The 25,612-nt window shown below is 70.8% G+C and carries 23 protein-coding genes and 1 pseudogene; 6 read left to right on the top strand and 18 right to left on the bottom strand.

What is annotated here, in order from left to right; all coding sequences use genetic code 11:
• Positions 1-14 precede the first annotated feature (14 nt).
• On the bottom strand, positions 15-1,076 hold the full coding sequence (locus tag AUV08_RS02725) for a zinc-binding dehydrogenase (RefSeq protein ID WP_061867707.1): 1,062 nt from the start codon (positions 1,074-1,076) through the stop codon (positions 15-17).
• Between the two features lie 265 nt (positions 1,077-1,341).
• Between AUV08_RS02725 and AUV08_RS02730 the strand changes: the two genes are divergently transcribed.
• Together AUV08_RS02730 and AUV08_RS02735 are read left to right on the top strand one after the other, a co-directional pair.
• Positions 1,342-2,844 (top strand): long-chain fatty acid--CoA ligase, encoded by a 1,503-nt coding sequence (locus AUV08_RS02730; protein ID WP_061873086.1) that lies wholly within the window; start codon positions 1,342-1,344, stop codon positions 2,842-2,844.
• 7 nt (positions 2,845-2,851) lie between these two features.
• Positions 2,852-3,427: a DUF6226 family protein gene (locus AUV08_RS02735; protein ID WP_061867705.1), complete on the top strand. Its 576-nt coding sequence runs from the start codon at positions 2,852-2,854 to the stop codon at positions 3,425-3,427.
• Between the two features lie 25 nt (positions 3,428-3,452).
• Here AUV08_RS02735 and AUV08_RS02740 read toward each other — a convergent pair whose 3' ends face one another.
• The 11 genes and pseudogenes from AUV08_RS02740 to AUV08_RS11700 all read right to left on the bottom strand — a co-directional run.
• Positions 3,453-4,205: a metal-dependent hydrolase gene (locus tag AUV08_RS02740; protein WP_061867704.1), complete on the bottom strand. Its 753-nt coding sequence runs from the start codon at positions 4,203-4,205 to the stop codon at positions 3,453-3,455.
• 177 nt (positions 4,206-4,382) lie between these two features.
• Positions 4,383-5,117: an LrgB family protein gene (locus AUV08_RS02745; RefSeq protein ID WP_036315548.1), complete on the bottom strand. Its 735-nt coding sequence runs from the start codon at positions 5,115-5,117 to the stop codon at positions 4,383-4,385.
• Entirely contained in the window at positions 5,114-5,476 is a 363-nt protein-coding gene (locus AUV08_RS02750) for a CidA/LrgA family protein (protein WP_061873087.1), read from the bottom strand. Before AUV08_RS02750 ends, AUV08_RS02745 begins: the two co-directional genes overlap by 4 nt.
• Complete coding sequence (locus AUV08_RS02755) at positions 5,473-6,180, bottom strand: GntR family transcriptional regulator (RefSeq protein WP_061873088.1); 708 nt, start codon at positions 6,178-6,180, stop codon at positions 5,473-5,475. Before AUV08_RS02755 ends, AUV08_RS02750 begins: the two co-directional genes overlap by 4 nt.
• A 267-nt stretch (positions 6,181-6,447) precedes the next feature.
• Entirely contained in the window at positions 6,448-7,455 is a 1,008-nt protein-coding gene (locus AUV08_RS02760; RefSeq protein WP_061867701.1) for a GIY-YIG nuclease family protein, read from the bottom strand.
• A gap of 102 nt (positions 7,456-7,557) precedes the next feature.
• Positions 7,558-7,713, bottom strand: a complete 156-nt coding sequence (locus AUV08_RS02765; protein ID WP_157554162.1) for a hypothetical protein — start codon at positions 7,711-7,713, stop codon at positions 7,558-7,560.
• Between the two features lie 32 nt (positions 7,714-7,745).
• The gene (locus AUV08_RS02770) at positions 7,746-8,498 is read right to left on the bottom strand and encodes a hypothetical protein (protein WP_061873090.1); all 753 of its coding nucleotides are present in this window, start codon (positions 8,496-8,498) and stop codon (positions 7,746-7,748) included.
• A 6-nt stretch (positions 8,499-8,504) separates the two neighbouring features.
• On the bottom strand, positions 8,505-9,101 hold the full coding sequence (locus AUV08_RS02775) for a DinB family protein (protein WP_061867699.1): 597 nt from the start codon (positions 9,099-9,101) through the stop codon (positions 8,505-8,507).
• A gap of 23 nt (positions 9,102-9,124) precedes the next feature.
• Positions 9,125-9,688 (bottom strand): alpha/beta hydrolase, encoded by a 564-nt coding sequence (locus AUV08_RS12370; protein ID WP_333558930.1) that lies wholly within the window; start codon positions 9,686-9,688, stop codon positions 9,125-9,127.
• The gene (locus tag AUV08_RS02785) at positions 9,669-10,889 is read right to left on the bottom strand and encodes a Fic family protein (RefSeq protein ID WP_061873091.1); all 1,221 of its coding nucleotides are present in this window, start codon (positions 10,887-10,889) and stop codon (positions 9,669-9,671) included. The genes AUV08_RS12370 and AUV08_RS02785 overlap by 20 nt, the downstream gene beginning before the upstream one ends.
• A 67-nt stretch (positions 10,890-10,956) precedes the next feature.
• A pseudogene (locus AUV08_RS11700) lies at positions 10,957-11,232 on the bottom strand (GNAT family N-acetyltransferase); the annotation flags it as partial.
• Positions 11,233-11,342: 110 nt separating this feature from the next.
• On the opposite strand from AUV08_RS11700, the gene AUV08_RS12375 reads away from it, so the two are divergent.
• Positions 11,343-12,524, top strand: a complete 1,182-nt coding sequence (locus tag AUV08_RS12375) for a GNAT family N-acetyltransferase (RefSeq protein ID WP_061873092.1) — start codon at positions 11,343-11,345, stop codon at positions 12,522-12,524.
• Between the two features lie 184 nt (positions 12,525-12,708).
• Here the strand turns inward: AUV08_RS12375 and AUV08_RS02795 are convergent, their stop codons facing one another.
• Positions 12,709-13,158: a hypothetical protein gene (locus AUV08_RS02795; RefSeq protein WP_061867715.1), complete on the bottom strand. Its 450-nt coding sequence runs from the start codon at positions 13,156-13,158 to the stop codon at positions 12,709-12,711.
• 313 nt (positions 13,159-13,471) lie between these two features.
• Here AUV08_RS02795 and AUV08_RS02800 point away from each other — a divergent pair, with 313 nt between their 5' ends.
• From AUV08_RS02800 to glpK, 3 genes are all read left to right on the top strand, one after another.
• Positions 13,472-15,247 (top strand): glycerol-3-phosphate dehydrogenase/oxidase, encoded by a 1,776-nt coding sequence (locus AUV08_RS02800; protein ID WP_061867695.1) that lies wholly within the window; start codon positions 13,472-13,474, stop codon positions 15,245-15,247.
• Positions 15,225-15,947, top strand: a complete 723-nt coding sequence (locus AUV08_RS02805) for an MIP/aquaporin family protein (protein WP_061867694.1) — start codon at positions 15,225-15,227, stop codon at positions 15,945-15,947. Before AUV08_RS02800 ends, AUV08_RS02805 begins: the two co-directional genes overlap by 23 nt.
• A gap of 94 nt (positions 15,948-16,041) precedes the next feature.
• A complete protein-coding gene (gene glpK / locus AUV08_RS02810) occupies positions 16,042-17,574 on the top strand; it encodes a glycerol kinase GlpK (protein ID WP_061867693.1) in 1,533 nt (510 codons plus the stop codon).
• A 209-nt stretch (positions 17,575-17,783) separates the two neighbouring features.
• Here the strand turns inward: glpK and AUV08_RS02815 are convergent, their stop codons facing one another.
• The 5 genes from AUV08_RS02815 to AUV08_RS02835 form a co-directional block, all read right to left on the bottom strand.
• Entirely contained in the window at positions 17,784-18,320 is a 537-nt protein-coding gene (locus AUV08_RS02815; RefSeq protein WP_061873093.1) for a hypothetical protein, read from the bottom strand.
• A gap of 52 nt (positions 18,321-18,372) precedes the next feature.
• The gene (locus tag AUV08_RS02820) at positions 18,373-19,155 is read right to left on the bottom strand and encodes a GIY-YIG nuclease family protein (RefSeq protein ID WP_061867691.1); all 783 of its coding nucleotides are present in this window, start codon (positions 19,153-19,155) and stop codon (positions 18,373-18,375) included.
• 215 nt (positions 19,156-19,370) lie between these two features.
• Positions 19,371-22,796, bottom strand: a complete 3,426-nt coding sequence (locus AUV08_RS02825; RefSeq protein ID WP_228070676.1) for a DEAD/DEAH box helicase family protein — start codon at positions 22,794-22,796, stop codon at positions 19,371-19,373.
• Positions 22,797-22,850: 54 nt separating this feature from the next.
• Positions 22,851-23,933 carry a restriction endonuclease subunit S gene (locus AUV08_RS02830; RefSeq protein ID WP_084776584.1) on the bottom strand — a complete coding sequence of 361 codons (1,083 nt, stop codon included), beginning with the start codon at positions 23,931-23,933 and terminating at the stop codon, positions 22,851-22,853.
• Complete coding sequence (locus tag AUV08_RS02835; protein WP_002857768.1) at positions 23,930-25,402, bottom strand: class I SAM-dependent DNA methyltransferase; 1,473 nt, start codon at positions 25,400-25,402, stop codon at positions 23,930-23,932. Before AUV08_RS02835 ends, AUV08_RS02830 begins: the two co-directional genes overlap by 4 nt.
• Positions 25,403-25,612 lie beyond the last annotated feature (210 nt).

Genomic DNA, 25,612 nt, shown 5'->3' on the forward strand with positions numbered 1-25,612 from the left:
ACGCCGCAGGGGCCTCAGACCTCCAGCAGCACCTTGATCTCGCGGCGCTCGTCCATGGCCCGATACGCCTCGGCGGCGTCGTCGAGCGGCATGCGCGCGGTGAACACGCGGCCGGGCTGGATCTCCCCGGACTGGATGCGCTCGATCAGCTCGGGCAGGAAGCGGCGGACGGGGGCGGGGCCGCCCTCGAGGTGGATCTGCCGGCCGAAGAGGTCGGAGCCGTCGAGGGTCTGGTCGTGGGAGACGCCCACGAACCCGAGGTACCCGCCGGGGCGCACCGAGGCTAGGGCCTGGTCCATCGAGCCCTGCGTGCCGACGGCCTCGCACACCCCGTGCGCGCCGTAGCCGCCGGTGAGCTCGCGCACCTGGGCGGCGCCCTCCTCGCCGCGCTCGGCGATCACGACGTCCGCGCCGAACTCCCGGGCGAGCGCGGCCCGATCCTCATGGCGGGAGAACACGATGACCTGCTCCGCGCCGAGGGTCTTGGCGGCCAGGACGGCACACAGGCCGACGGCGCCGTCGCCGACCACGGCGATGGTCTTGCCGGGGCCGGCCTGCGCGGCGACGGCGGCGTACCAGCCGGTGCCGAGCACATCCGAGGCGGCAAGGTAGTCGGCCAGGCGGTCCGGGTCCGAGGGCTCGCCCCCGGGCACCTTCACGAGGGAGCCGTCGGCGAGCTCGACGCGCATGTACTGCGCCTGGCTGCCCGTGTACTCGCCGGCGTTGACGCATCGGGACTGGTAGCCGGCCTGGCAGATCTCGCACGTGTTGTCCGAGAGCATGAAGGAGCCGATCACGAAGTCGCCGACCTCGAGGGTGGCGACGTCCTCGCCCTTCTCCACGATCGTGCCGACGTACTCGTGGCCCATGCGCCGGTGGTCGACGTCGTTGTGACCGCGGTAGGGCCACAGGTCCGAGCCGCACACGCACGCGGCGGCCAGCTTCAGGACGACGTCCGTGGGCTGAGCGACGCGCGGGGTGTCCACCTCCTCCACGACGACGTCGCCCGGCGCGCGCATGACGACGGCCTTCATCGTCTCGGGGATGGCAGGGGTGGCGGGGGTCTGTGCGGTCATGGTCTGTCCTCCGGTCTGGCCCGGCGGTCCGGGCGGCGGTGTGCGGGGACCAGTCTTGCGCCCCTGAGCCGTGGAGACGACACATCGACGTCGCAGGCGGGGCCGGTGGATGACCGCGCGCCAGCGACATCACCGCCGGGCAGAACCGCGGTGATGTCGCTGGCGTGAGGTCCGCCGACACACCCCGCTCGGCTCACAGCGAACGAGCACCGCCGGGCGTTACGCTGTGGTTCCCATCACATCCGACTCCCCTCGGAGGCCCGTCGTGACCCTCACCCTGCCCACCCGCCTCGAGCGCACCGCCGCCGAGCATCCGAACTCCACCGCCCTGATCCTCGGCGAGAACCGCATGACATACGCGGAGCTGCAGGACCAGTCCCAGCGCCTGGCCGGGCTCATGCGGCAGGAGGGCATCGGCCCCGGGGACCGCGTGGCGCTCATGGTGCCGAACATCCCGGCGTTCCCGGTGGTGTTCTTCGCGGCCCTGCAGCTGGGCGCCGTCGTCGTCCCGATGAACCCGCTGTTCAAGCGCCGCGAGATCGAGTACTACCTGGAGGACTCGGGCGCGTCGATGCTGTGGTCGGTGCCGTCCGAGGAAGCCGTGGAGGGCGCCCGCGAGCGCGGTGTGCCGCTGCGCACCCTCGGCGAAGACGGCCTCGCCCCGCACCTCGCGGAGAGCCCCGGCCCGGTGACCGAGACCGTCGAGCGGGACCTCGAGGACGACGCCGTCATCCTCTACACCTCCGGCACCACCGGCCGCCCCAAGGGCGCCCAGCTGACCCACCGGAACATGGGCACCAACGCGGACACCGCGGCGGAGACGCTGATCCAGCTCCAGCACGGGGAGACCGTGCTCGGCTGCCTGCCGCTGTTCCACGTGTTCGGCCTCACGTGCGCGCTCATGGCGCCCGTGACCATGGGCGCCAGCCTGGCGTTGATCCCCCGCTTCGATCCCGCCGTGGCCGCGCAGACCGTCCGCGAGCACGCGGTGGACGTGTTCATCGGCGTGCCCACCATGTACGGGGCCGTGCTGGCCGCGGCCAAGGACCGTCCGGAGGACCTGGCCAGCCTGCGCCTGGGCGTCTCCGGCGGATCCGCCCTGCCCGTGGAGCTGCTGCGCCGCTTCGAGGCCACCTTCGACTGCGAGATCCTGGAGGGCTACGGCCTGTCCGAGACCTCCCCGGTGGCGTGCTTCAACCACCCGGGCGAGGAGCACCATCCGGGCTCGATCGGACGCGCCGTCCGAGGGTGCGAGATGCAGCTGGTGACGCCGGACGGGGCCGTCGTGCCCGAGGGCGACGAGGAGACCCTGGGCGAGGTGTGGATCCGCGGCGAGAACGTGATGAAGGGCTACTGGGGCAAGCCGGAAGCCACTGCCCAGGCCATCACCGAGGACGGCTGGTTCCGCTCCGGCGACCTCGCCCGGCGCGATGCGGCGGGCAACTACTACATCGTGGACCGCACGAAGGACATGATCCTGCGCGGCGGGCTCAACGTGTACCCGCGCGAGATCGAGGAGGTGCTCTACGAGCACCCGGCCGTCGCGGAGGCCGCCGTGGTGGGGGTGCCCCACCCGGAGCTCGGCCAGGAGGTCGCCGCGCACGTGGTGCTCGCCCCCGGCGCGCACGCCACGGAGGAGGAGCTGATCCAGCACGTGAAGTCCCAGGTGGCGCCGTACAAGTACCCGCGCACCGTGAACGTGCGGGACGGGCTGCCCAAGACCGCCACCGGCAAGATCCTCAAGCGGGAACTGACGCCGACGGAGTGAGCTCGGGATGACCGCCCGGGCCCGCGTGTGGGCCGAGGTGCTCGCGGAGGCGGGCGCCGCGGTCGCCCCGGACCCGGTGCGTGGCATCCCACTCGACGAGGCCGGGCGCGCCGACCTGGCGGTCCCCGTGGGCCGGGCGCTGCGGGTGGCGCCGCCGGCCGACGTCGACGGCGCCTCCCCCTGGCGGCTGCTGGAGACGGACGTGCCCCAGGACGACGACGGCGGTGTCCTTCCGGTGCTCCGGGTGGCGGTCGGCGCCCCGGGGCAGGTGCACGCGCTGCTCCCGGACTGCGGATGCGACGCATGCGACCCCGGGTCGGATGAGCTGCTCGAGGCCGTCGACCAGGCGGTCGTGCGCACGGTCGGGACAGGGGTGAGCCTGCGGGGCCGTCATGGGCTGCGGCGCCGGGACTGGCACGTGCACTGGCGCGCGGACGGCACGGCCGAGGGGCTGGGCCGGGTCCCGGGATGGCCGTTCGAGGCGCTCACGGACGCGTGCCGGGACCTGGCCGCCGGCGGCCGTCCGAGGCTGCCGCGCGGGACCGAGGCGACCGTGCGGGCGGGGTGGTTCCCGGAGGCGTGAGGAGACAGCGGCCGGGTGCCGCCGCTCAGAACAGTGCCGCCACCCCCCGAGCGGCGAGCGGGACGAGCCGCACGGCCCGCACCACGGTGAACGCGGTGACCACCGAGACGAGCGCCCACTCCCGCCAGGACCCGGTCCGGCCGAGCAGGGGAAGCCGGAACCGTCCGGAGGACTGCCACCACCACAGGCGTGTGGGGGGCTCCGGGCTGAGCGGCCAGAGCAGGGCCACCCCGTTGTTGGTGAGGGCGTCGCCGAGGATGTGCACGCTCACGCCGACGGCCACGGAGGCGGGGATCCACCACAGCCCGTCGCTGAGGACGGTCGCCGACACCGCGACCAGGATGCCGAGCGCCCACGCGGCCCTCCATCCCCGGTTCGGGAGCAGTCGGAGGGCCTTGGCAGCCACGGCCGCCAGGAACGCGGCGATGACCCCCTGCCCCGGCGTGTAGACGTGCCCCGCGATCGGCACCTGGATGGAGGCGGCCGCCGTCGCGATGGCGGTGAACGCCGCGACCCCCACCAGCGAGTGTGTGCCGCGCCGATGCCCGCCGGCCACGTGGCGGATGCCGCGGCTCATCCACTCGGTCAGGGGCGGCAGGGCGTGGACGACGGTGGCGCGGGGGTGGTCCCAGTCGCTGATCATGGCCGCGCCGGCGGTGGTCACGGCGCCGAGCAGCTGGAGTTCGGCGGGCAGGTGCAGCACGGCGATCGGCGACTGCCAGTGCGTGAGCGCCAGCCAGGCCGCGGCGCCGGTGGCCGCGTGGGACGGGCCCATCATGGGTGAGGTCCTCTCGTTCGCAGGACCGGGCCGCGTCACCGCGCCAGCGAGGGCCGGCGGGCGGCCCGCGGGGAAGGAAGAGGACCAGGGTGGCAGGCGGGGCGGACACGGTAAGGAGGCCGCCGCGGCTGGAGCGGGTCGAGGCGGCTGCCCGGCCGGGGGCGGCCGCCCGGCCCCTCACCCCGTCATCGCCAGCACCAGCGGGGCCAGCAGGGCGGTGAGCACACCGGAGCAGGCCATGGCGAGGGCGGAGAACGCACCGGTCTTCGGGCCTTCGGCGAGGGCGCGGGCGGTGCCGATGCCGTGGGAGCTCACGCCGATGGCCAGGCCGCGCACGCGGGGGTCGCGCACGCGCAGCCGGTCGAGCACCCAGGGGGCCAGCACGGCGCCGAGCACGCCGGTGAGCACGGGGAGCACGGCGGCGAGGGAGACGATCCCGCCGCCGGCGTCGGCCACCGCCATGGCGATCGGCGTCGTCGCGGACTTGGGGGCGAACGTGGCGGCCAGCGCGGCGTCCCCGCCCATTGCCCGCACGATCAGCACGGCGCTCACCATGGCGGTCAGCGAGCCGACGGTGACCCCGACGGCGACCGGCAGCAGCAGCTTCCGGATGTCAGGGCCGGCCCGGTACAGGGGGACGGCGAGGGCCACGGTGGCGGGACCGAGCAGGAAGGTGAGGTAGCTGCCGCCGATCATGTAGGTCTCGTAGTCGATGCCGGTCAGGGCCAGGAACGCGGCCACCAGCACGATCGTCACGAGCACGGGCGTGAGCAGGGCGGTCTGCCGGGCGGCGAGCCACAGGCGGCGGGAGAGCACGGCGACGGCGAGGGTCAGCGCGATGCCGAACAGCGGTGTGTGCAGGAGCGCGTCCCAGGCCTCCGCGAGGGAGTCGGTGAGTTCGGCGGCGTTCACTGTGCGTCCTCCTTGTCCGTGAGGCGGCGGGCGAGCGGGGCGGCGACGCCGGCGGTGACCAGCAGCCCCAGCAGCCAGGGCACCACGAAGCCGACCAGCATCAGCGCCCGGTGTTCCCCGATGAGGCCCAGCACCGCGACGACGCCGACGCCCGCCGGGACGAACAGCAGCGGCAGGTGCTGGAGCAGGTGATGGCTCGCCGTCATCACCGGTGCGTCCTCGGCCGGCCGGCGCCACGCGAGCAGGCCGAGCAGCAGGAGCATGCCCAGCACGGCCCCGGGGATCGGCAGGTGCAGCGTGTCGGCCACGAGCGTGCCCGCCAGCTGGCAGAGCAGCAGGATCAGCAGGCCCTCGATCATCGGGGTTCACCTGCCTCGGACAGACCCACGGGCGGCGGGCCGGGGACGACGCCGGTCCCCGCGGTGTCGAGGTGCGCCTGCAGGGCGCGCTGGGCGTCTGCGGCGCGCCCGGCGGCCAGCTGAGCGCAGATCTCGGCGTGCCCATCGAGGAGGCGGCGGGCGGCGTCGACGGATCCGCCGGTGGCGGCGTGGATGAGGCGGGCCAGGCGGGGGGCGAAGGTGCGCACGACCTCGTCGAAGGCGGCGTTGCCGCACGTGGCGATCACGTCCCGGTGGAAGCGCACGTCCAGCGCGGAGAAGGCAGCGAGGTCGCCGGCGTCCAGGGCGGCGCGCTGCTGCTCCAGGTTGGCGGTGAGCGTGGCGACGAGGGGCCCGACGGCGTCGGGCCGCGCGGCGACCGTGGCGAGGGCGGTGGACTCGAGGAGGCCACGCAGGGCCGTGAGGTCGGCCACGCTCTGCGGCGTGAGAGCCTGCACGGCCGCGCCCTTCTTGGGGAGGAGCCGCACCAGGCCCCAGCGCTCGAGCTGGAGGAGGGCCTCCCGGGCCGGCGTCCGGGAGATGCCGGCCTCCGTGGAGAGCTGGACCTCGGTGAGCATCTCCCCCGCGGCGATCTCACCGCGGACGATGCGCCAGGCGACGTCGTGGGCCAGGCGGCCGGCAGCCGTGGCACGACTGCCCCATAAGGGGTCGGAGAGTGGAGTCATGCGGGCCAGAATAATCGGATGCATGCATGGATGTATGCATTGTGTCGGACTCGGAAGGGGCCGGGTGGGGAGGGGCATAAGATGCCGGCGCCCACCCTCGCCCCATGACCGTCGCCATCACCCGTCTCGACCCCGCCGGCGCGGACCGCGCGGAGCTCATTGCGCTGCTCACCGGCAACGCGTGGCCCTTCCCTGTGCGCCCCACGTCACCCGGCCGGTGGCGAAGGAGGCCATCGAGGACGGCGGCAGGCACCACACACTGTCGGGTCACCAGCTCCCGATGTAGTCCTCCGGGCCGAGGAGACCCCGGGTGTCCGCCCAGGCTCCCCAGCGGTCGAGGAGGAGGGGGATGGCCTGGTCCTCCCACCAGGGCAGATGGACGAGGCCCTGACTCATGCCTCCGCGGTTGAACCGCTCCACATTGACCTTGTCCTCGTCGTAAGGCTCGGCCCCCTCAAGGGAGCGATCGAGCGCATCGCGCAGGAGCCGGCCGAGTTCATACTCACTGGTGGGCATGGGGGTGTCGTCGAGCCGTTCAGCGAGCTCCTCCCAGAGACCGACGCTTCCCCGCAGCCCGTACTGGCTGGGGCGGCGGCGGAACAAGTCGCCGACGGCCGCGCGCGCCGACGAATGGACTTCCACCACGTCCACACCGCGCTTCGCCTGCTCCGCCAGGGCCGTGCGGGCCTTCCGGATGCGCTGGCGGAGCAGCTGTGCTTCGGGGCTGGTACCGCCGTAGATGAGGTTCAACGGCGGGGTGTGCGTGTCGATCACAGGCTTCTCGATGCCCCCGAGCGGTGTCACTTCCGCGAACCCGGCGGGCGCCTGCCACACACGGACGGCGAGGTGACGGCGCATCCAGGTGGTCAGCTGCTCGCCGCTCTCCGGGGTGAGGGAGAATCGACCCGCGGAGGCGACGGCGACTGGCTCCAGGTCCAGCCGATCCACCAGGAGTGCGGCCAGAGTGCGGCGCAGAGTGGAGTGCGCGGTGCCGCCGCCCGCGAAATGCTTGCGTTCCAGGCGGGCCCGCAGGCTGCCCTCGGCCTTGCCGATGTAAAGCACATCGCTTCGACTGACAGACGTGTCCAATCGCAGCTCGGCTCGCGCCGCGTCAGGATCCTGCGCGACAACCGCGTACAGCCCGGTCGAATCCGGCATGACCTCGCCGCCACGCCCACCAATGACCACACCGCCGTCCTCGACGCGTGCGAACAGCTGGGGACTGTTCTGCAGAGCATGGGAAGCGGCCACGATGAGCCCCGCCTTGGTGGTCATGCCAATGTCCTCTCTTCGTCCGGGACATCTACCCCGGCTACGCCTCGAGCCTACGGAGGGCCCTGGACACGGTAGGCGCCCTTGCGATGGATCGCTGAGCCCTCACCGCGCCAAGATCCACCGGTCCTCTGGGCCGAAATTGTGGAGGTCGTCGCAGACGAAGCCGCGTAGCCACGGGACGTGGTCCACGACGCGCCGGTACAGGCCGCGGTGCACGCCGGACTCGTCGCCGATCAGCTGCACAGCGGACACGTTCATCTCGACTCCAACCGCGCGCAGGCGGGCGGACCTCACTCCTCGTCGGGCGCCCGGTCCTCCGCGTCGGCGATGACGTCCTCCAGAGCCCGCAGGTGGGGCTCGGCGTCGTCCCCGGCGCCCAGGTCGGCCAGCGCGAGGCGGAGGGCCTCGAGCAGCTCGCCGGCCTCCGGGTCCGCGGCGGCGGAACTCCAGCTCTCCCGCCAGGGCTCCTGGGTGGCGCCCTGCTGCTCCAGGAAGATGAGCCGCTCGACGTCGTCGGCCGGGATCTCGAGTTCCTCACCCCACGCCTGCATGGTCTCCACGTACGTGGCGTACTTGCGGGGGTAGGTCCAACCGCCGCCGATCCGGACGTCGACGTCCTTCGCATGCTCGGCGAACCAGGCGCGCACCACGGAGTCGAGGACGGGGGCGATGTCGGACTCCCGGTGGGCCTTGGTGAGGAAGTAGAGGTACTTGGTGCCGAAGGCCGCGCCGAGGTGCTTGATGCAGCCGACCCCGCTCTTGCGCTGCTGCCGGATGTGCTCGAAGGCCGCGGGCCCGCCCTGCTCGAGGGTGATGCGGGTGACGTCGGCGAGCTGCTCCTCGAACCCGGGCTGCGTCATGATGCGCTCCACCCGGGAGGGGCCGTAGCCGACCCGTCCGTATCCCCACACCATCGCGGCGATGAAGGCGTCCCGCTGCACGGCGCGGTCCTCGGCGGTCACCTTCGCGGCGTAGCCGGTGACGACGGCGCGGGTCAGCGGCTCGCGCTCGAGGCAGGCGGGCAGGTCGGGCACGGGAGGCATGTGCCTTCAGTTCCGGCCCGGCCCGCCGCTCCCCTCCGCGATGGCGGTCAGACGGTCCACGTGGGCGGCCCAGCGGTCGGCGTCCCACGGGGGCAGGTTGTTCCCCGAGGCGCGCAGGCCGGCCTGCCCGTCGATCTGCTCCCGCAGGATGTCCGCGTGGCCGGCGTGCCGGGCCTCGTCCAGGGCGACGTGCGCGATGATCTGCGCGAGCGTGACCTCCGCCTTGTCGTCGGGCCACCACGCCACCCGCCCGGGGGCGTCGGCGCCGAGGGCCGTGATGGTCGCGTCCGCGTGTGCGAAGCAACGGCGGGCGAACTCGAGGACGTCCTCGAGGGACTCACCCTCGGCGGCGAACATGTCCACGTTGTCCTCCTCCGGCCGCCCCGCCGCCGCCCAGGGCAGCTGCACCTCGGCGGGGCGGCCGAACGTCTCGCCGAAGTACTCCAGCTCGACGACGGCGGCGTGCTTGACCAGTCCCAGCAGGTTGGTGCCGGTGGGAGTGCGCGGCAGGCGGGCGTCGCGCTCGCTGAGGCCCTCGAGCTTCTGGACGAGGGCCGCACGCTGGCGGCGCAGCCCGTCGTGGAGGATCTGCTTGTGGTCCATGAGGTGATCCTGCCCCAGAGCAATCAGGCCGCGAACCCCCGCACGAGCTCAGCCACCCGCTCCGGCGCGTCCAGGTGCACGTCGTGCCCCGCGCCGGGCACCTGCACGTGCCGCACCTCCGGGCGCCGCAGCCGCATCTCGTCCAGCTCTCCGGCGGGCACGTACCCGTTTTCCCCGGTGATCAGCAGGGTTGGCGCGGCGATCTGCCCCCATTCCTCCCACCGGGGCCGCTCGTGGACGGGCCGCAGGGCGGCCTCCAGCACGTCGACGTCGAAGCGTGGCACCCAGCCGGCATCGACGTCCCGGGTGGTGCGCGGGGAGTACGCGGTTGCGGGCGACCTCGCCCCTGGCTGGCCGTTGCACACCGCGCGGCTGACGCTGCGCCCGTACCGGGAGGACGGCCTCGCCGGCCCTGCCGGATCGGTGTCCCAGCTGGACCTGGGGTTCGAGACGTACGGCCTGCACCGGGTGGTGGCGCAGATGGACGCCCGCAACCCGACGCCCGCCCGGATGGCCGGGGCACTACATACGGCACTGAGGCTGGTCAACCCTGTAGACCGCCCCCGGTCAACCCCGCCGGCCCGCACGCGCGGCGAACTCGTCCAGACAGGTGAGCACCTCGGTGGCCAGCCACACCCGGTTCCGACGCTGAGCGGACGCGGCCTGCAGAGCGCCGGCCTCGACAAGCTGGTCCACGGCCCGCTGGGCGGCCGGGCGCGAGACACCCAGCGCCTGGGCCAGGTGGTCCACGGTCACGGCGGGTTGCGCGATGATCACCGCGAGCGCCCGCCAGACCGCCGCGTCCCGCCGGGCGGTGAGCCGCTCGCGCCAGCCGGTCAGGGCCTCGTCCAGGTCCGCGACGAGCTCTCGGCCGTTGCCGACGGCGGCCAGGGCGGCCTGCGCGAAGCGGCGCACGATGGGCGCGGGGTCGCCGTCGCGGTAGGCGGTGAGGGCGTCGAAGTATCCGGCCGTGTCCGTGAGGAGTCCCGCTGAGAGGGGCACCCCCATACGGGTGATCGCGCCGGCCCGGCGCAACACGGCGTGCACGAGGACGCGCCCGGTGCGGCCGTTGCCGTCCGCGAACGGGTGGATGGTCTCGAACTGGGCGTGCGCGATGGCGGCCTGCACGAGGGCGGGCACGTCCGTGCGTCGCAGGTAGGCGAAGAGATCGTCCATCCCGGCACGCAGGCGCTCCGGGTGGGGCGGGACGAACTGCGCCGTGTGCGGCGTGGGCGCCCCGCCCCCGATCCACCCCTGCGCATCGCGGTAGGCGCCCGGCCGGGCATGCTCCTGACCGTCCATGAGGGCACGATGGGCGGCCAGCAGGGCGGGCTCGTCCAGGTCGGCAGCCAGCCGGGAAGCAGCGCCCATGGCCCTCACGTTCGCCGCCACGAGCGCTGCGTTCGGGCGGGTGCGTTCGCCGAGAGTCGCCAGGGCGAGGGCTCGCGCGCCCGCCGTGATGTGCTCGATCTGCGAGGAGGACGCGGACTCAGTGCGCAGGAGCACCGCGTCGATCGGGGCGATCTCGCCGGTGAGCCCCGGGAGGGCGTGGCTGATCTCGGCGTCGAAGCGCACGACGGCGGCCGTCGCCTCCTCGACCTCGGTCGCCAGATCAGAGGGCAGGTCGAGCCCGAGGCGGGCGATACGGGCGGGGAGCGCGGCTCGATATGGGCCTGCTGCACGCACGCGAGCGCGGCGGGTGAGGACGCCGGCGTCGTCGGGGTCCGCGGTCCAGGGGCGCTGTTCCCAGCCGACGGCCCACGGGGTCGGGCGCGGATCGTTGCTCATGCCACAACCTTACGCAACGTTATGTCTAGAGCGTTGCGTACTTCTGGGCGTCTGAGGTGGAAAGCCGTCAGCCCCGGGCCCGATGCTCCGAGGCGAGCATCGCGTAAGTGACGCCGTCCACCCAGCCGCGGGTGCGGTGCAGTGACTCCTCCTTGAAGATGCCCTCGTGGCGCAGGCCGACCTTCTCCATCACGCGCGGGATGGGCGCGTTGTCCGCGAAGGCGTGAGCCTCCACGGGTCGGACGCCGAGGCCCGCGAAGGCGAGGTCCAGCAGGGCACAGGCCAGCTCGGTGGCGTGGCCCCGGCCGGCGTGGGCCGGGGCTATGGTCCAGCCGATCTCGGCCTGCGCGTCCCGGGCTTCCTCGCGCGGCGCGCCGCGAGGTCGAGGAGGGGCGTGGCCATGGGGTCACGGCAACGGGCGGCGGTGACGTCCCCTCCCCTACTCTCGGCCCCATGGACGTCACCTTCACTCCACTCGACCCGGCAGGCGCCGACCGGGACGCGCTCGTCGCCCTGCTCACCGAGAACGCGTGGCCGTTCCACACGCGCCCGCGCGTCACCCGGCCGGAGGCGGAGAAGGCCGTCGATGGCGGCGCCTGGGAGGATGAGGACCACCGCACCTTCTGGATCGACCACGCCGAGCACGGCCGCGTCGGCGTGGTGCGCCTGGAGGACCTCACGGACCCCACCCCCTTGTTCGACCTGCGCGTGGCGGAGCGGTTCCGCGGGCGCGGGCTCGGCGCGCAGATCCTCACCGCGCTCACCCGGCTCGTGTTCGAGTCGATGCCCGCGGTGGACCGTTTCGAGGGCCAGACCCGCGAGGACAACGTGCCCATGCTGCGCACCTTCCGCCGGGCCGGCTGGGTGAAAGAGGCGCACTACCGGCGCGGCTGGCCGGTGGAGGGCGGGGAGCCGCTGGCGTCGGTGGCCTACGCAATGTTGCGCCAGGACTGGGCGTCCGGCACGACGACGCCGGCCCCCACCGACGTCGACGCCCCGCCTCCGGCGGGGCGCAAGGAGGGCGCGGCTGCGGGCGGCCGCGCCCCTGACTGGCCGTTGCCCACCGCGCGGCTGACGCTGCGACCGCACCGGGAGGACGACTTCGGCTGGTTGCAGGAGATGTACACGCAGCCCGAGGTGGTGCGCCACCTGCTGGACGAGCCCTGGGACGAGGCGACCGCGCGAGCGAAGCTGGCCAAGCGGATCACGTGGGACGACCTCGGCGGCCCGTCCGGGGCGGTGTCCCTGGTGGTGGAGCACGCGGGCGTCCCCGTGGGTGACGTGATCCTGTGGCTGACGGACCGCGAGCGCGGTGTCGCGGAGATCGGCTGGGCACTGGATCCGCGGCATGCCGGTCAAGGCTTCGCCCGGGAGGCCGCGGCTGCGCTGCTGGACCTGGGGTTCGAGACGTCTGGCCTGCACCGGGTGGTGGCACAGATGGATGCCCGCAACACGGCGTCCGCCCGACTGGCCGAGACGCTCGGGATGCGTCGAGAGGCACACCACCGGCAGGACCTGTGGAGTAAGGGCGAGTGGACGGACACCCTCGTCTACGCGATGCTCGCGAGCGACCGGGGAGGTGGGGGGGCCATCTATGACGGCGAAGGCAACGTCAGCTCCGGAAGAACCGCCTAGGACCCCGTGGCGAAAGAGAAATCCCCCACGTGCGCATCGTGGAGAGGCGTGGGGGATGCGGTGATGTGAACGTTCGCATCCATGCGCACCGAGGTCGGCGTGTCGGGGGCAATCCGTGCCGCCGAACGGACTTCTACGCTCACCCCATGTAGCTCGAGACCGTGAGGGGATGGACTCGCGAGGCTCACCAGGTGTGCGGACCGAGGTCCTCGAGGATCTCCAGGTCGAGAAGCCACTCGTCAGGGCGGGGAGTCTCGGGGAGCACCGGCTCGTAGGCGCCGACATAGACGACCTCCCCCAAGCCGAGGCCGGTGGCCTCCTCCGGCTCAAGGACCGTCAGGTCAGCGTGGCCGGGGACGCGGTCGATCTCGGCGAGCCGCCCCGAGGGCCACACCTCGTGTGCCGCCCTCACCACGGCCCGCACACGACGCAACGGGATCGACCCGGCGGGGCTGCCGTCGTCGTGATGGGTGACGACCCAGCCTGCAGAGACCAGGGGCCCAGCCTGACTCACTCCCCGGGAGGGCAGCAGGATCAGCTCGTGGACTTCCCCCACGGCGATCGGGTCACCGCAGCATTCCTGCTCCCAGTCCGAGAGCGAGGCGCGGCCGACGGCGCCGACGGTGATGTCCATGGTCGGAGTGTAGGGGCGGGGCCTCACCCGTGGGTACGCGTCACCCGGGGCGCTCCGCCCTCGTTCCAGCGGAACAGGGTGAGGTGCCACAGTCCGGGGACCGTGCGAGACGGGCCACCTCCACGCGCACCGACGTGGCCCTGTGCGAGCGGCTCGGGTTCCGCGAGACCGTACCCGGCGCGTGGGCACCCGCGACCCGGGAGTGACATCATGGACCTCGGCTCGCGCTGATACCGGATCTCGTGATATGACACCAGGTATCGTGAGCCACGCCACTACACTGTGCCTCCACCGATAAAGGAGCAATCCCTCCATGCCGACCCTGCGAACCGTCTCCCTCTCCGCCGCCACGCGGGAGGATCACCTCGCCCGCCTCCGGGCGACCAGCCCGGAGGCCCCCCTCGACATCCTGGTCGTGGGCGGCGGCTCCACCGGCGTGGGCGCCGCGTTCGACGCGGCCACCCGCGGCCTCGACGTGGGCATCGTCGAGGCCCGCGACTGGGCCTCCGGGACCTCGTCCCGCTCCTCCCGCCTCATGCACGGTGGCCTGCGCTACCTCGAGATGCTGGACGTCAAGCTGGTGTACGAGGCGCTGCGGGAGCGCGACCTGCTGCTCACCCAGACCGCGCCCCACCTGGTGCGTCCCCTGCGCTTCGTCTTCCCGTTCTTCCACAAGGTGATCGACCGCGGCTTCATCGGCGCCGGCGTCACCATGTACGACGCCATGCAGTCGCTCGGCCGCCGCCGCGCGATGGGCGCGCACCGCCATCTCAGCCGCCGCTCCATGGCCGCGACCTTCCCCTCCCTCGACGACGAGAAGATCGTCGGCGCGGTCGAGTACGCCGACGCCCAGTTCGACGACGCCCGCCTGGCCATGATGCTCGTGCGCTCCGCCGTGGACCACGGCGCCGTGGCCGCCAACTACACCGCCGTCACCGACTACCTGCGCGGCGACGACGGCCGTGTGCAGGGCGTGCGTGTCCGCGAGGAGACCTCCGGCGAGGAGTTCGACGTGCACGCGCGCGCCGTGATCCTGGCCGGGGGCGTGTGGACCCAGGAGCAGCAGGAGCTGGCCGGGGCCGACGGCGGCCTCGAGGTGCTCGCCTCCAAGGGCGCCCACATCACCGTCCCGCGCGACCGCATCCGCGCCGACGCCGCCACCGGCGTGATCACCAAGACGGAGAAGTCCGTGCTGTTCCTCATCCCGTGGGACGAGTACTGGGTGATCGGCACCACGGACACCCCGTGGGCGGAGGACGTGGCCCATCCGGCCACCACCGCGGACGACATCGACTACATCCTCGAGCACGCCAACGCGGTGCTGAAGGAGGACCTCACGCGTGACGACGTGATCGCCACGTACGCCGGCCTGCGCCCGCTCCTGCAGCCGGTCACCGGATCCGACGGCGGCTCCACCAAGATCTCCCGTGAGCACACCGTCACCGAGGTGGCCCCCGGCCTCACCGCCGTGGCCGGCGGCAAGTGGACCACGTACCGGGCCATGGCCGAGGACGTCGTGGACTTCGTGGTGCGCGAGACCCACCCGACCCGTCCCAGCCTCACCGAGCACATCCCCGTGCTCGGCGGCCTCGGCTACTCGGAGATCGAGGCGGAGGCGGACCGCATCGCCGCCGACTACGGCCTGGACGAGGCCCGCGTGGACCGGCTCCTGTTCCGCTACGGCACCGTGCTGCGCCACGTGCTCGACCTGATCGACGCCGACCCGTCCCTGAGCGTCCCTCTCGCCGAGGCGCCGCGCTACCTGCGCGCCGAGATCGTCCACGCCGCCCGGGCCGAGGGCGTCGTCCACCTGGACGACGTCATCGAGCGCCGCACGCGCCTGTCCACCGAGGTCCGTGACCGCGGCGTCGCGGCGGCCGCGGAGATCGCGTCCCTCGTGGCCCCCGAGCTGGGCTGGGATGAAGAGCGCATCGCCGGTGAGATCCGGGCGTACAAGGACCTCGTCGCCGCCCGCCTCCGCGGCGAGACCGCCCACGACGACGTCACCGCCGCCGCCGCGCTCGCAGCTGCCGACGCCGCCCCCGTCCACGGAAAGGAGCCCGTCCATGGGCACGATCTTCCTGCATGAGATCGCCGGCACGGCCATCCTCCTCCTGCTCGGCGTCGGCGTCGTCGCCAACGTCGTCCTGACGAAGACCAAGGGCAACGGCGGAGGCTGGCTGCTCATCAGCTTCGGCTGGGGGCTGGGCGTCTTCGCGGGCGTCTACGTCGCTGCCGCGACCGGTGCGCACCTGAACCCCGCCGTGACCGTCGGCCTGCTCGTCAGCGGCGCCGAGGAGTACGCCCCCGGCATCGCCGTGACCCTCGGCACCACGCTCGCGTACTTCGCGGCGCAGCTGATCGGCGCCTTCCTCGGCGCGGCCCTGGCCTGGCTGGCCTACCGCGACCACTACCAGGCGGAGACGGACCAGGGCGCGATCCTGGGCACGTTCGCCACAGGTCCCGAGATCCGCAACCCGCTGTGGAACATGGTCACCGAGGTGATCGCCACGTTCGTCCTGGTGTTCGTGGTCCTGCTCTTCGGCTCCACCCCCTCCGGGCTCGGCCCGCTCGCGGTGGCCCTGCTCGTCGTCGCGATCGGCGCGAGCCTGGGCGGCCCCACGGGGTACGCCATCAACCCGGCGCGCGACCTGGGCCCCCGCCTGTTCCACGCTGTCGCGCCGATCCGGCACAAGGGCGGCTCGGACTGGGGCTACGCCTGGGTGCCGATCGTCGGCCCGCTCGTCGGCGCCGTCCTGGCCGGCCTCGCCGCGCCTCTGTTCGTCTGAGCGGTCTGCCCGTCCAACCCCGGCGGGCACGTTCCCCGTCGGGAACGTGCCCGCCACCCCCACACCCCCGTGACCACCTCCGAAGGAGTAGGACATGACCACCCCCCGCTACGTGATGGCCATCGACCAGGGCACCACGTCCACGCGCGCGATCCTCTTCGACCACAGTGGGGCCATCGTGTCCACTGGTCAGCGCGAACACGAGCAGATCTTCCCGCGCGCCGGCTGGGTGGAGCACGACCCGGTGGAGATCTGGACGAACACCCGCGAGGTCATCGGGGAGGCCCTGGCCCGCGCCGAGGTGACCCGACACGACGTCGCCGCCGTGGGCATCACGAACCAGCGTGAGACCACCGTGGTGTGGGACCGCAACACCGGCAAGCCGGTGTACAACGCCATCGTGTGGCAGGACACCCGCACCGACCACCTCTGCGAGCGCCTGGCCGGCGACGTCGGCGCGGACCGCTACAAGGAGCGCGTCGGGCTGCCCCTGGCCACGTACTTCTCCGGCCCCAAGGTGGCCTGGATTCTGGAGAACGTGGACGGTGCCCGGGAGGCCGCCGAGAACGGCGACCTCATCTTCGGCACCACGGACTCGTGGCTCGTGTGGAATCTCACCGGCGGCGGCGAGGGTGGCCGGCACGTCACCGACGTCACCAACGCCTCCCGCACCATGCTGATGAACCTGGACACCCTCGACTGGAACGAGGAGATCTGCGCGGACATGGGCATCCCGATGTCCATGCTTCCGGAGATCGTCAGCTCCTCCGCCGAGGTGGGCACCGTATCCGGCCAGCAGCTGCTGCGCGAGACGCCGATCACCGGCATCCTGGGCGACCAGCACGCGGCGACCTTCGGCCAGGCGTGCTTCGAGGTCGGCCAGGCCAAGAACACGTACGGCACCGGCAACTTCATGCTGATCAACACCGGCGAGGAGCCGGTGCACTCGGACAACGGCCTGCTCACCACGGTGGCGTACCGCATTGGCGACCAGAAGCCGGTGTACGCGCTGGAGGGCTCGATCGCCGTCACCGGCTCGCTGATCCAGTGGCTGCGGGACAACCTCGGGATGATCGGCAGCGCCCCGGAGGTCGAGACCCTGGCCGCCGGCGTGGAGGACAACGGCGGCGTCTACTTCGTCCCCGCGTTCTCCGGCCTCTTCGCCCCGCACTGGGACGCCGCGGCCCGCGGCGCCATGGTGGGCATGACCCGTTACGTCAACAAGGGGCACATCGCCCGCGCGGCGCTCGAGGCCACCGCCTTCCAGAGCCGCGAGGTCCTGGACGCCATGAACGCGGACTCCGGCGTGGACCTCACCGAACTGAAGGTCGACGGTGGCATGGTCGCCAACGAGCTGCTCATGCAGTTCCAGGCGGACCTGCTGCGCGTGCCCGTCGTGCGCCCCAAGGTCATCGAGACCACCGCTCTCGGCGCCGCCTACGCCGCAGGCCTGGCGGTGGGGTTCTGGGCGTCCCAGGACGAGCTCGTGGCCAACTGGGAAGAGGACAAGCGCTGGGAGCCCACCATGGACGAGGAGGAGGCTGAGCGCGCCCTGCGGCTGTGGAAGAAGGCCGTGGAACGCTCCCGCGACTGGGTCGACGAGGACGTCGAGTCGGCCCAGAGCTGAGCCGTCCGATCCGTAGGCCGGTCCGGCCGGCCCCGTGCGCCCCGTGCGCCCCGGGCCGGTCCGGGCCGACCCGGCCCCTCCGGAAGGACCCCGAGCAGCACTACCCCCTCGTCGGCCGCCTGCGCGCGGAGCGGGGCGGAGTCGGTGCCGTTGCCATCGGCGCAGTGGCCAGGCCCGAGGCGCCCGGCTGCTCCGACGTCAAGCTGTCCTCACCCAGGGCGTCCTCTTCCCCCGCCGCTTCCGCCCAAGGCGGCGGTGGCCAGGCAGGCGAAGTAGTCCGCATCCACGTGTCGGCCGTCCTTGATGGCGCTCCGATGTGGAATCTCCTCGGAGATGTTCTCCTCGTCCGCGTTGTTCGCCGAGGCCACCACCCTTTCGAGGCCAGCCACCTCGGGCCGGAGTTCGCGCGCCCGTCGTCGCATCCTGCCCTCGCCGGTCCACTCATGGGTGCGTTCGGTGAGGGCGTCGAATGGGTTCTCACACGCCGACAATCGGCGTGCTCGTTCGACGACGTTGGACGCCAGGATGCCCCGGAGCATCGTCGTCTTGCCGGTTCCGGGGAGGCCGTTCACGCCCATCAGACCTGACCCGCCCGCCTCGACGACCTCGGCCCGCGCGACGACATCAATGCGGGCGGCTTGCTGGTGCCCCGTGTGCTCGTGGGCGGTCACATTCGAGGAACTCAGCGGTGGCTGCAGTGCCGGGATGGCGCGCTTGTCCTCCTCCCCGAGGCTCGGCGCGGGCATTCCATCCCCCCCGTCTGCCCTTCGCTCTCTCCCCCAGGACAACGACGTCCGTTCAGTTCCGGTTCAGCCCGAACCGGCGCGTCATCAGAGCGTCCTTGTAGTGCTTCTCCGCGGCGTCGATCTGGGCCTGCGGGGTATTGGAGCCGAACACGCGCAACAGGCTGAACGTGTACCGCTCCGGTTGGGCGGGGTCGAGCTCCAGGGCATCCCGGAGGGCGACGTTCCCGCCATGCCCGTCACGGGCGTAGGCCTCCCACCGCCCGAGCACACCACGCTCGCCGTCGGCCTTGCCGACGTAGCACTGGCCCGCGGTCTCGTCGGCGATCAGGTAGATCCCGCGTACGGCCTGCAGGGCGGTGCGCCAGCCTGCGTAGCGGGTCTCGGTCACCATTGACTGCAGGTCCCCGTAGCTGAGCAGCACGTGGTCGAAGCCGGGGAACGCCTCGGTGGTGGGGTCGGCGATCTCCAGGACGGGGAACCGCGACGCCAGGGGGCCGCGCTTGGCCCAGTTCACGGGGTCTGCGGACCACTCCACCACCAGGCGCTCCTCGAGGGAGGCCAACAGCGGCACCGGCGCAACGTCGTAGTACCGGTGCCGCTCCGTGCGCTCAGCCACGGCCTCCCCGCGGTTCTCGTACACGGCGGTGAGGCGAGAACGACGCCCGCCCTCCCCCATGAAGATCAGCCAGTGGCGGGCGGGCTCCTTCGGGAACTTCCCCACGTGGTGCTGCTCCCGCGTGTAGGCGAGCACCCGCTCCGGCGTGGCTGCCGCCCGCGATGGCAGCCCCGACTCCTTGTAGGTGTGGCGGATGGCCAGGATGGTGGATGAACTCATTGACCGGGCCAACGAAAAAAAGACCTCGAGAACCAACGTTTCCTCGCCGGTCTGGCCCACGAGCAAATGCGTGCGGTCCTGAGCACCACGGGCCTAGCCCATTGGCACAGCAGGCATCATCGCAGTCGCCGCCATCACTGGTCCGGATGGGCTCAGACAGATTGGTCAGATGTTGCCCCAGGTCGCTCAGCGCGCCGTCCGCAAGTAGTCCGTCCTCAGGCCACCTTCCCCGCTTCCACCTCGGCCCGCGCCCGCACCTCGGCCAGTACGGCCACCACGGCGTCCGCAGCATCCTGCGGATACACGGCATCGACGCCACCCAGTGCGAGATACGGGTCCTCGTAGAGCCGACCCGGGTCCACCACGCCGTTGCGCACCAGGTCGTCCACGAGCATGCGGGTGAAGCGGATCTGGCGCGTGGTCCACCTGCCCTCGTCCAGGAACGCGGCCAGCGCCTCTTCCGCGGCCCGCCGCTCCAACCCCACAAGACTGCGCACGAAGACGCCCAGCTCGGCGCCGGCGTGCTCACGCACCCAATCCAGCTCCGGCCGGTCAGATCCGCCCGCCGCCACCAGCATGCGACCGAGCTCCTCGAGATCCGTGGCCGTCAGCGGCTGGTTGCCGCGGAGCTTCCGCAACGCCAGGGTGTCCTCCTCGGCGCGCAGGAAGGCCATGGCCTTCTCGCGGTAGCGCTCCCAATTCATGCCCGGCCGTGCCGGCACCACGACCACCTCGTCGATCTCCCCCAGGGTGTCCACGAAGTCCGTGTACACCGGTGAGGAGCTCAGCCTCGGCAGGAACACCACCAGTCCGCGCAGGCTCTCCCGCAGCGCCTCCACGTCAACGACGCCAGCGCCTTCCCACCACAGGTCTTCCGCAACGGAGCGCAGCAGGGACTCTTCCACCTTGACGGCTGGGATAGCCAGCTGACTCAGCAACGCACCCGCGACCTCCTGGACGGATCTGCGGCAACGCTCCGCCAGGGCGGCATCACCGTCCAGGGTGGCCAACTGCCAGCGCAGGGTCACGAGGTCGAAGCGCTTCGCTGCTTCGTCCGGGTCACGCAGCGTGGAGGGCAGTCCGGCCACATGGTCGGCGAGTTCGTCGACATCCTCGGCGGTCACCGCGGCCCACGCATCGGGCTCGGACCAGCGCTCCACGTGGCGCCGGTGCTTGCGCACCAGCAGGTTCTGCATCGGCATGCCCTCCACGTAGGAGTGCAGCCAGGTGGCGTGGGCCTGGCGTACGACGCTGGCCGAGCCCGCCTCCCCATCGCCCTCGCGCGCATCCAGGGCCGCCACAATCCCGGCCCGTGCCTCGAACAACCGCTGGGTAAGGGACTTCTGCACGGAGGACCCCGGCTCGGGGAGATCCTGGTTGAAGTAAGGCAGGTTCTCTCCGAAGTCGAAGACGGTGAAGTTCTTCTTGTCCTGCCCGGGCCCGAACAGATCGGGACACAGGCGGGTGCCGCGGCCGATCATCTGCCAGAACTTGGTCTTGGAGTGGACCACCTTGAACAGCACCAGGTTCACCACCTCAGGGATGTCCACCCCGGTGTCCAGCATATCCACGCTGATGGCGATATGTGGGGCCTTGTCCGAGTCGGAGAAGTCATCCAGCAGTGCGTCGTTGAACGCGGTCTTGCTGGTGATCACCCGTGCGAACGTCCCGCCCAGCTCGGGGAACCGCGCGTTGAATCGACGCTCGATGAAGTCGGCATGATTCTGGTTCTTCGCGAACACGATGGTCTTGCCGAGCCGGTCACCGCCGGCCACCTTCTGACCGCGCTCCATGAGCAGCTCCAGGACCTTGTCCACGGTGTCTTCGTTGAAGAGGAACCTGTTGACCTGCTCGGAGTCCACGCTGTCCGGGGGGCCGTCCTCGCCCCAATCCAGCGCGTCCCACTCGGCCTTCTCCTCGTCGGAGAGGTCGGCGTAACGGATCCCCTGGCGCAGGAACTCCGTCCCCGCGGACACCCCCAGCGGCGGCACCAGGTACCCCTGCTCCACGGCCTCCTCAAGGTCGAAGGCGAAGGTGGGCACCCCGTCCTCGAGGTGGAACAGCCGGTAGGTGTTGTGGTCCACCTCGTCCTTGGGTGTAGCGGTGAGGCCCACCAGCAGGGAGTCGAACCAGTCGAAGATCGCGCCGTACTTCTGATAGACGGAGCGGTGGGCCTCGTCGATGATCACGAGGTCGAAGTACCCGGCGCCGAACCTCCGCGTCCCACCGTCCTGCCCGTCGTGCTCCAGCAGATTGAGCATGGTCGGGTAGGTCGCGGTGTAGACCCGCCCCTCCCCGCGCTTCTCGTCCTGCAGGTTCACGACGGCGGTGTCCGGCAGGTTCGCGGCAAACGCCCGTTTGGCCTGCCGTACCAGGGCCGTCCGGTCCGCGAGGAACAGGACCCGCTTGACCCAGTTCCCCCGAATCAGCTGGTCCACGAGGGCGATGGCGGTCCGGGTCTTGCCGGTGCCGGTGGCCATGACCAGCAGGGCATCGCGCTGGCGGGCGGCGAGGGCCTGCCCGACGGCGGAGATCGCCTCCAGCTGGTATGGCCGTCCCGCGATGTCCACGTTGACCGGCACGTCCGTAAGGTCCTGGCGGACGGTACGCCGCTGGATGAGGCGCTCGAGCTCGTCGGCGGTGAAGAACCCTTCAATCTCACGGGGCGGGTAGCCGCCGGCCTCGCCGAAGGCCGCATCGTCCCAGAACCAGTGGTCATAGCCGTTGGTGTAGAAGATCAGCGGGCGGCGAGCGAACTGCGCTTCAAGGGCGTCAGCGTATCGGCGGGCCTGTTCCTGGCCTTCGAGCGCGCTCTTGGTGGTGCGCTTGGCCTCCACCACGGCCAGGGGCAGACCATCGGCTCCCCAGAGAACGTAGTCCACACGCCCGGTGCCGCCGGGGGTGGGCAACCCGGTGACGGGGTACTCGCGGTCGCGAGCCTGGTCGAGGGGCCACCCGGACTCGGCGAGGAGGAGGTCGATGAAGAGAGAGCGGGTCTCCGCCTCTGCGTAGTCGTAGTCGTGAAGGTCGGGGAGTTCGCTGGTGGTGGCGGCGGCCTGGGCGGCGGCGATCTGCTCCCGCAGGGCCTGGATCTCGGCCTCGTACGCGGCGGCCTGCTGCTCGTTCTGCTCGCGGAGACGGGCGTTGTCCTCGTCCTGCTTCTTGAGCCGGGCAATCACGGCGTCGAGCTGCTCCACGCTCATGGCGGCCTTCTGCGGGGCAAGTGCGTGGTCGAACTGCGCACCGGTGGGCACGGCCTCCGGGTGCGGGCCGTGGTGGAACGCGGCCCAGACGAGCACGTGGAACAGCTCGCGCAGGATGGTGAGGGCGGCGCGGGCATCCAGCACGGAATCCTTGTGAACGGCGTTGTTGCCGGCCTTACGGAGGAAGTTGAGCTTGTCCACCACCGGGCGTCCGGCCAGGCCGGTGAAGGCTACCCCGTTGATGAGGCCGGAGAGGTCGGTCTTGTACGGGTCCTCGAGGCGATGGGTGGCGTAGACGAACTCGACGACCCGTTCGACGCAGCGCCGGGCATAGAACGCGGCCGCGCGCGGGTCGGTGCTCATGTAGCCCTCGGCCTGCGCAGCGTCCTCGTGAGCAACGGGGAGCGCCCGCTCCACCCAGTCCATGTTGCCTGCCATCAACACCCTCTCCGGCAGCTCACCACCGAGCCGCCCACTGTCATCCTGCCGGATTCACAGCTCCCCGCGGAATGCCCTGTGTTGGAGCGACGCGAACAGCTCGTCCTCCAACGCCAGTGCCCGCTCGACACGCGCTCGCTGCACGTCGATCTTCTCGACGACGGCGGCGAATTCTCTCTGCATATCGAAAGACACGTCCGGGATACGCAACTGCAACGTCCGTTTGATGTTGAGGTTGCTGATATTCGTCGTCTTATTGCCAAAGCTTCGCACGGTCGCTTGGACTCTGTCACTGTTGAACCAGGCGTAGAGGAAAGTCGGGTCGACGTCGGGGCCGGGACGAAGCGCTGAAACGAATCCGCCGATAGCCGACGGCTCCGGCAGGGAGTCAACGAAACAGCATTTTCCTACGAGGTTGTAGCTGTTCGCACTGGACACTAAGGTGTCCCCCTCTTGCAGATACTTTGCCTCGTTCTTGATGAGCTCTGCCGGGATGCGAATAAGATCCGAACTGTCCAGGCGCTTCTGCACATTCTTCGTACGCATCACGGGGACACCTGACTCAGCCACATCTTCGGGCTTGAAGGTGACGCCTCGTACGAAAGACGCAAGCTCCGATAGGGGCTGCCCGGGACCGGCCTCCCGGACGCGATCAGCGAACGCCACCTGGACAAGAGCAGCCAGTCGCTCGAGTTGCGCCCGCCGGCGCGACCGCTGCTCGTCAGCCTGGTCCAGAATCGCCGAAATGCGCCTTTGCTCCTTGAGATCAGGAAGCCTAATCGAGAGACGATACACATCATCCCGATTCAATCCTGGCACTGCCGCTGATTTATTCATTCCCTTGAGACCGAGAGCGCTAAGGATCCAATACAGCCACCGAAGATCGACGCCCTCCCCGAGAGGCACCGCCTCGTAGGCAGTATCTATAGGCCAAACATCACCGGGCACCCAGGTGACCGACCCGATTGACCCCTTCCTTCCTACGACAATCGCGGGGCCCGAACTGAGGGCTTGATCATGGAACCCCACGACGCCACTGGAGCCCACGACGGCAACAGGCCCCCCTCGGCGATCACCCTGTTTCAGCGCTTTCCCGTACTTAAGGGAAACAATGTCACCCAGCTTCACCGTCTTCACCGCAGCATCCCCTTGAGCTCCGCAGTCCCAGCGGCAATCTCGGCGTCGAGCTGTTCGAGGTCGACGAGGATCTCCAGCGGGTCCCGGTGCTCGACCTCCTCGATCTCCAACTCCTTGTACCGGTTCAGGGAGAGGTCGTACCCCTGCTCCACGATGTCCGCCTTGGGCACCAGGAAGGACTGCGCGGTCCGCGGCCGGTCCTTCTCTCCTGCCGGGTTCTGCCACCGCTGAACGAGGTCCGGCAGGTCGTTGGCCTCCACCGGCGTGCGCTTGTCGTCCAGCGAGAACCCATCGGCGCGGACGTCGTAGAACCAGACGTCGTCCGTGCTGCCGGGACCGTCGTTGCGGAAGAAGAGGATCGCCGTCGAGACCCCTGCGTAGGGCTTGAACACACCCGCAGGCAACTTCACCACCGCCTGCAGGTGATGGTCCTCCACCAGCATCCGGCGCAAGTCCTTGTGGGCCTTAGACGAGCCGAACAGCACCCCCTCCGGTACGATCACCGCCGCACGACCGCCCGGCTGCAACAGCCGCAGGAACAGGGCCAGGAAGAGCAACTCCGTCTTCTTCGTCTTCACCACGCGCTGCAGGTCAGAGCTGACGCCCTCGGCGTCGAGGGACCCGGCGAACGGCGGATTGGCGAGGATCAAGCTGTATTTGCCAGCGTCGCCGTCGCTAGCACCCTGGGCCAGGGAGTCCCGGTACGCGATGTCCGGGGACTCCACCCCGTGCATGAGCATGTTCATGCTGGCGATGCGCAGCATGGTGCTGTCGAAGTCATATCCGTGGAACATGCGCCGGTTGAAGTGCAGCCGCTGGTTCATGTCAAAGAAAAGTTCCGGGTGTTCCTCCCGCAGATACTCCGACGCGCCGACGAGGAACCCTGCCGTGCCACATGCCGGGTCCACGATCACGTCCTCCGGGGTGGGCGCCGTCATCCGCACCATGAGGTCGATGATGTGCCGCGGCGTGCGGAACTGGCCGTTCCGTCCCGCGGTGGAGAGCTTGGAGAGGAGGTATTCGTACAGGTCACCGGTGGTGTCCCGGTTTGTGAGGGGAAGCTTGTCGATCAGATCCACGGCGGTGGCGAGCATGCGCGCGTTGGGGATGGTGAAGCGGGCGTCTCGCATGTGGTGCGCGTAAGTGGAGTCCTCCCCTCCAATCTGCTGGCCGAGACGGCGCAGGAACGGGAAGACCTCGCGGTCCATGCGGGCGAAGAGTTCGTCCGAGGCGACGTTCTTCAGCTGGTGCCAGCGGAGGTGCTGGTGGTCGGCGTCGAAGATCGTCGTCTCCACCGGTTGGTTCGTGCGGCGCGCCTTGGCCTCGGCTTGCGTCTGTGCCTCATCCAGGCGACGCAGGAACAGCAGGTAGGTGATCTGCTCGATCACCTCAAGAGGGTTGCTGATGCCACCCGTGGCGAAGGCGTCCCAGACGCGGTCAACCTGGTTTTTGAGAGTTCCGGTGATCACGACGCGAGTGTACGGGGTGGGGCTTACAGCGTCCCAGGCGATGACTAGGCTGAACTCAGGGCGACACAAAGCCGCCCCGGCGCAGGAAGGAGGCGGTCGATGTCCACGGTGCGCGTCGACGGGGCGTGTCAACTTGTCTGTGTAAGCGGGGTGGTCACAGGTAGGGGTTGATCCGGTCGGGGTAGGCCGCGGCGAGCTGGGCGAGGGCCT

This window comes from Micrococcus sp. CH7, from assembly GCF_001595485.1.
Classification (GTDB): Bacteria; Actinomycetota; Actinomycetes; order Actinomycetales; family Micrococcaceae; genus Micrococcus; species Micrococcus luteus.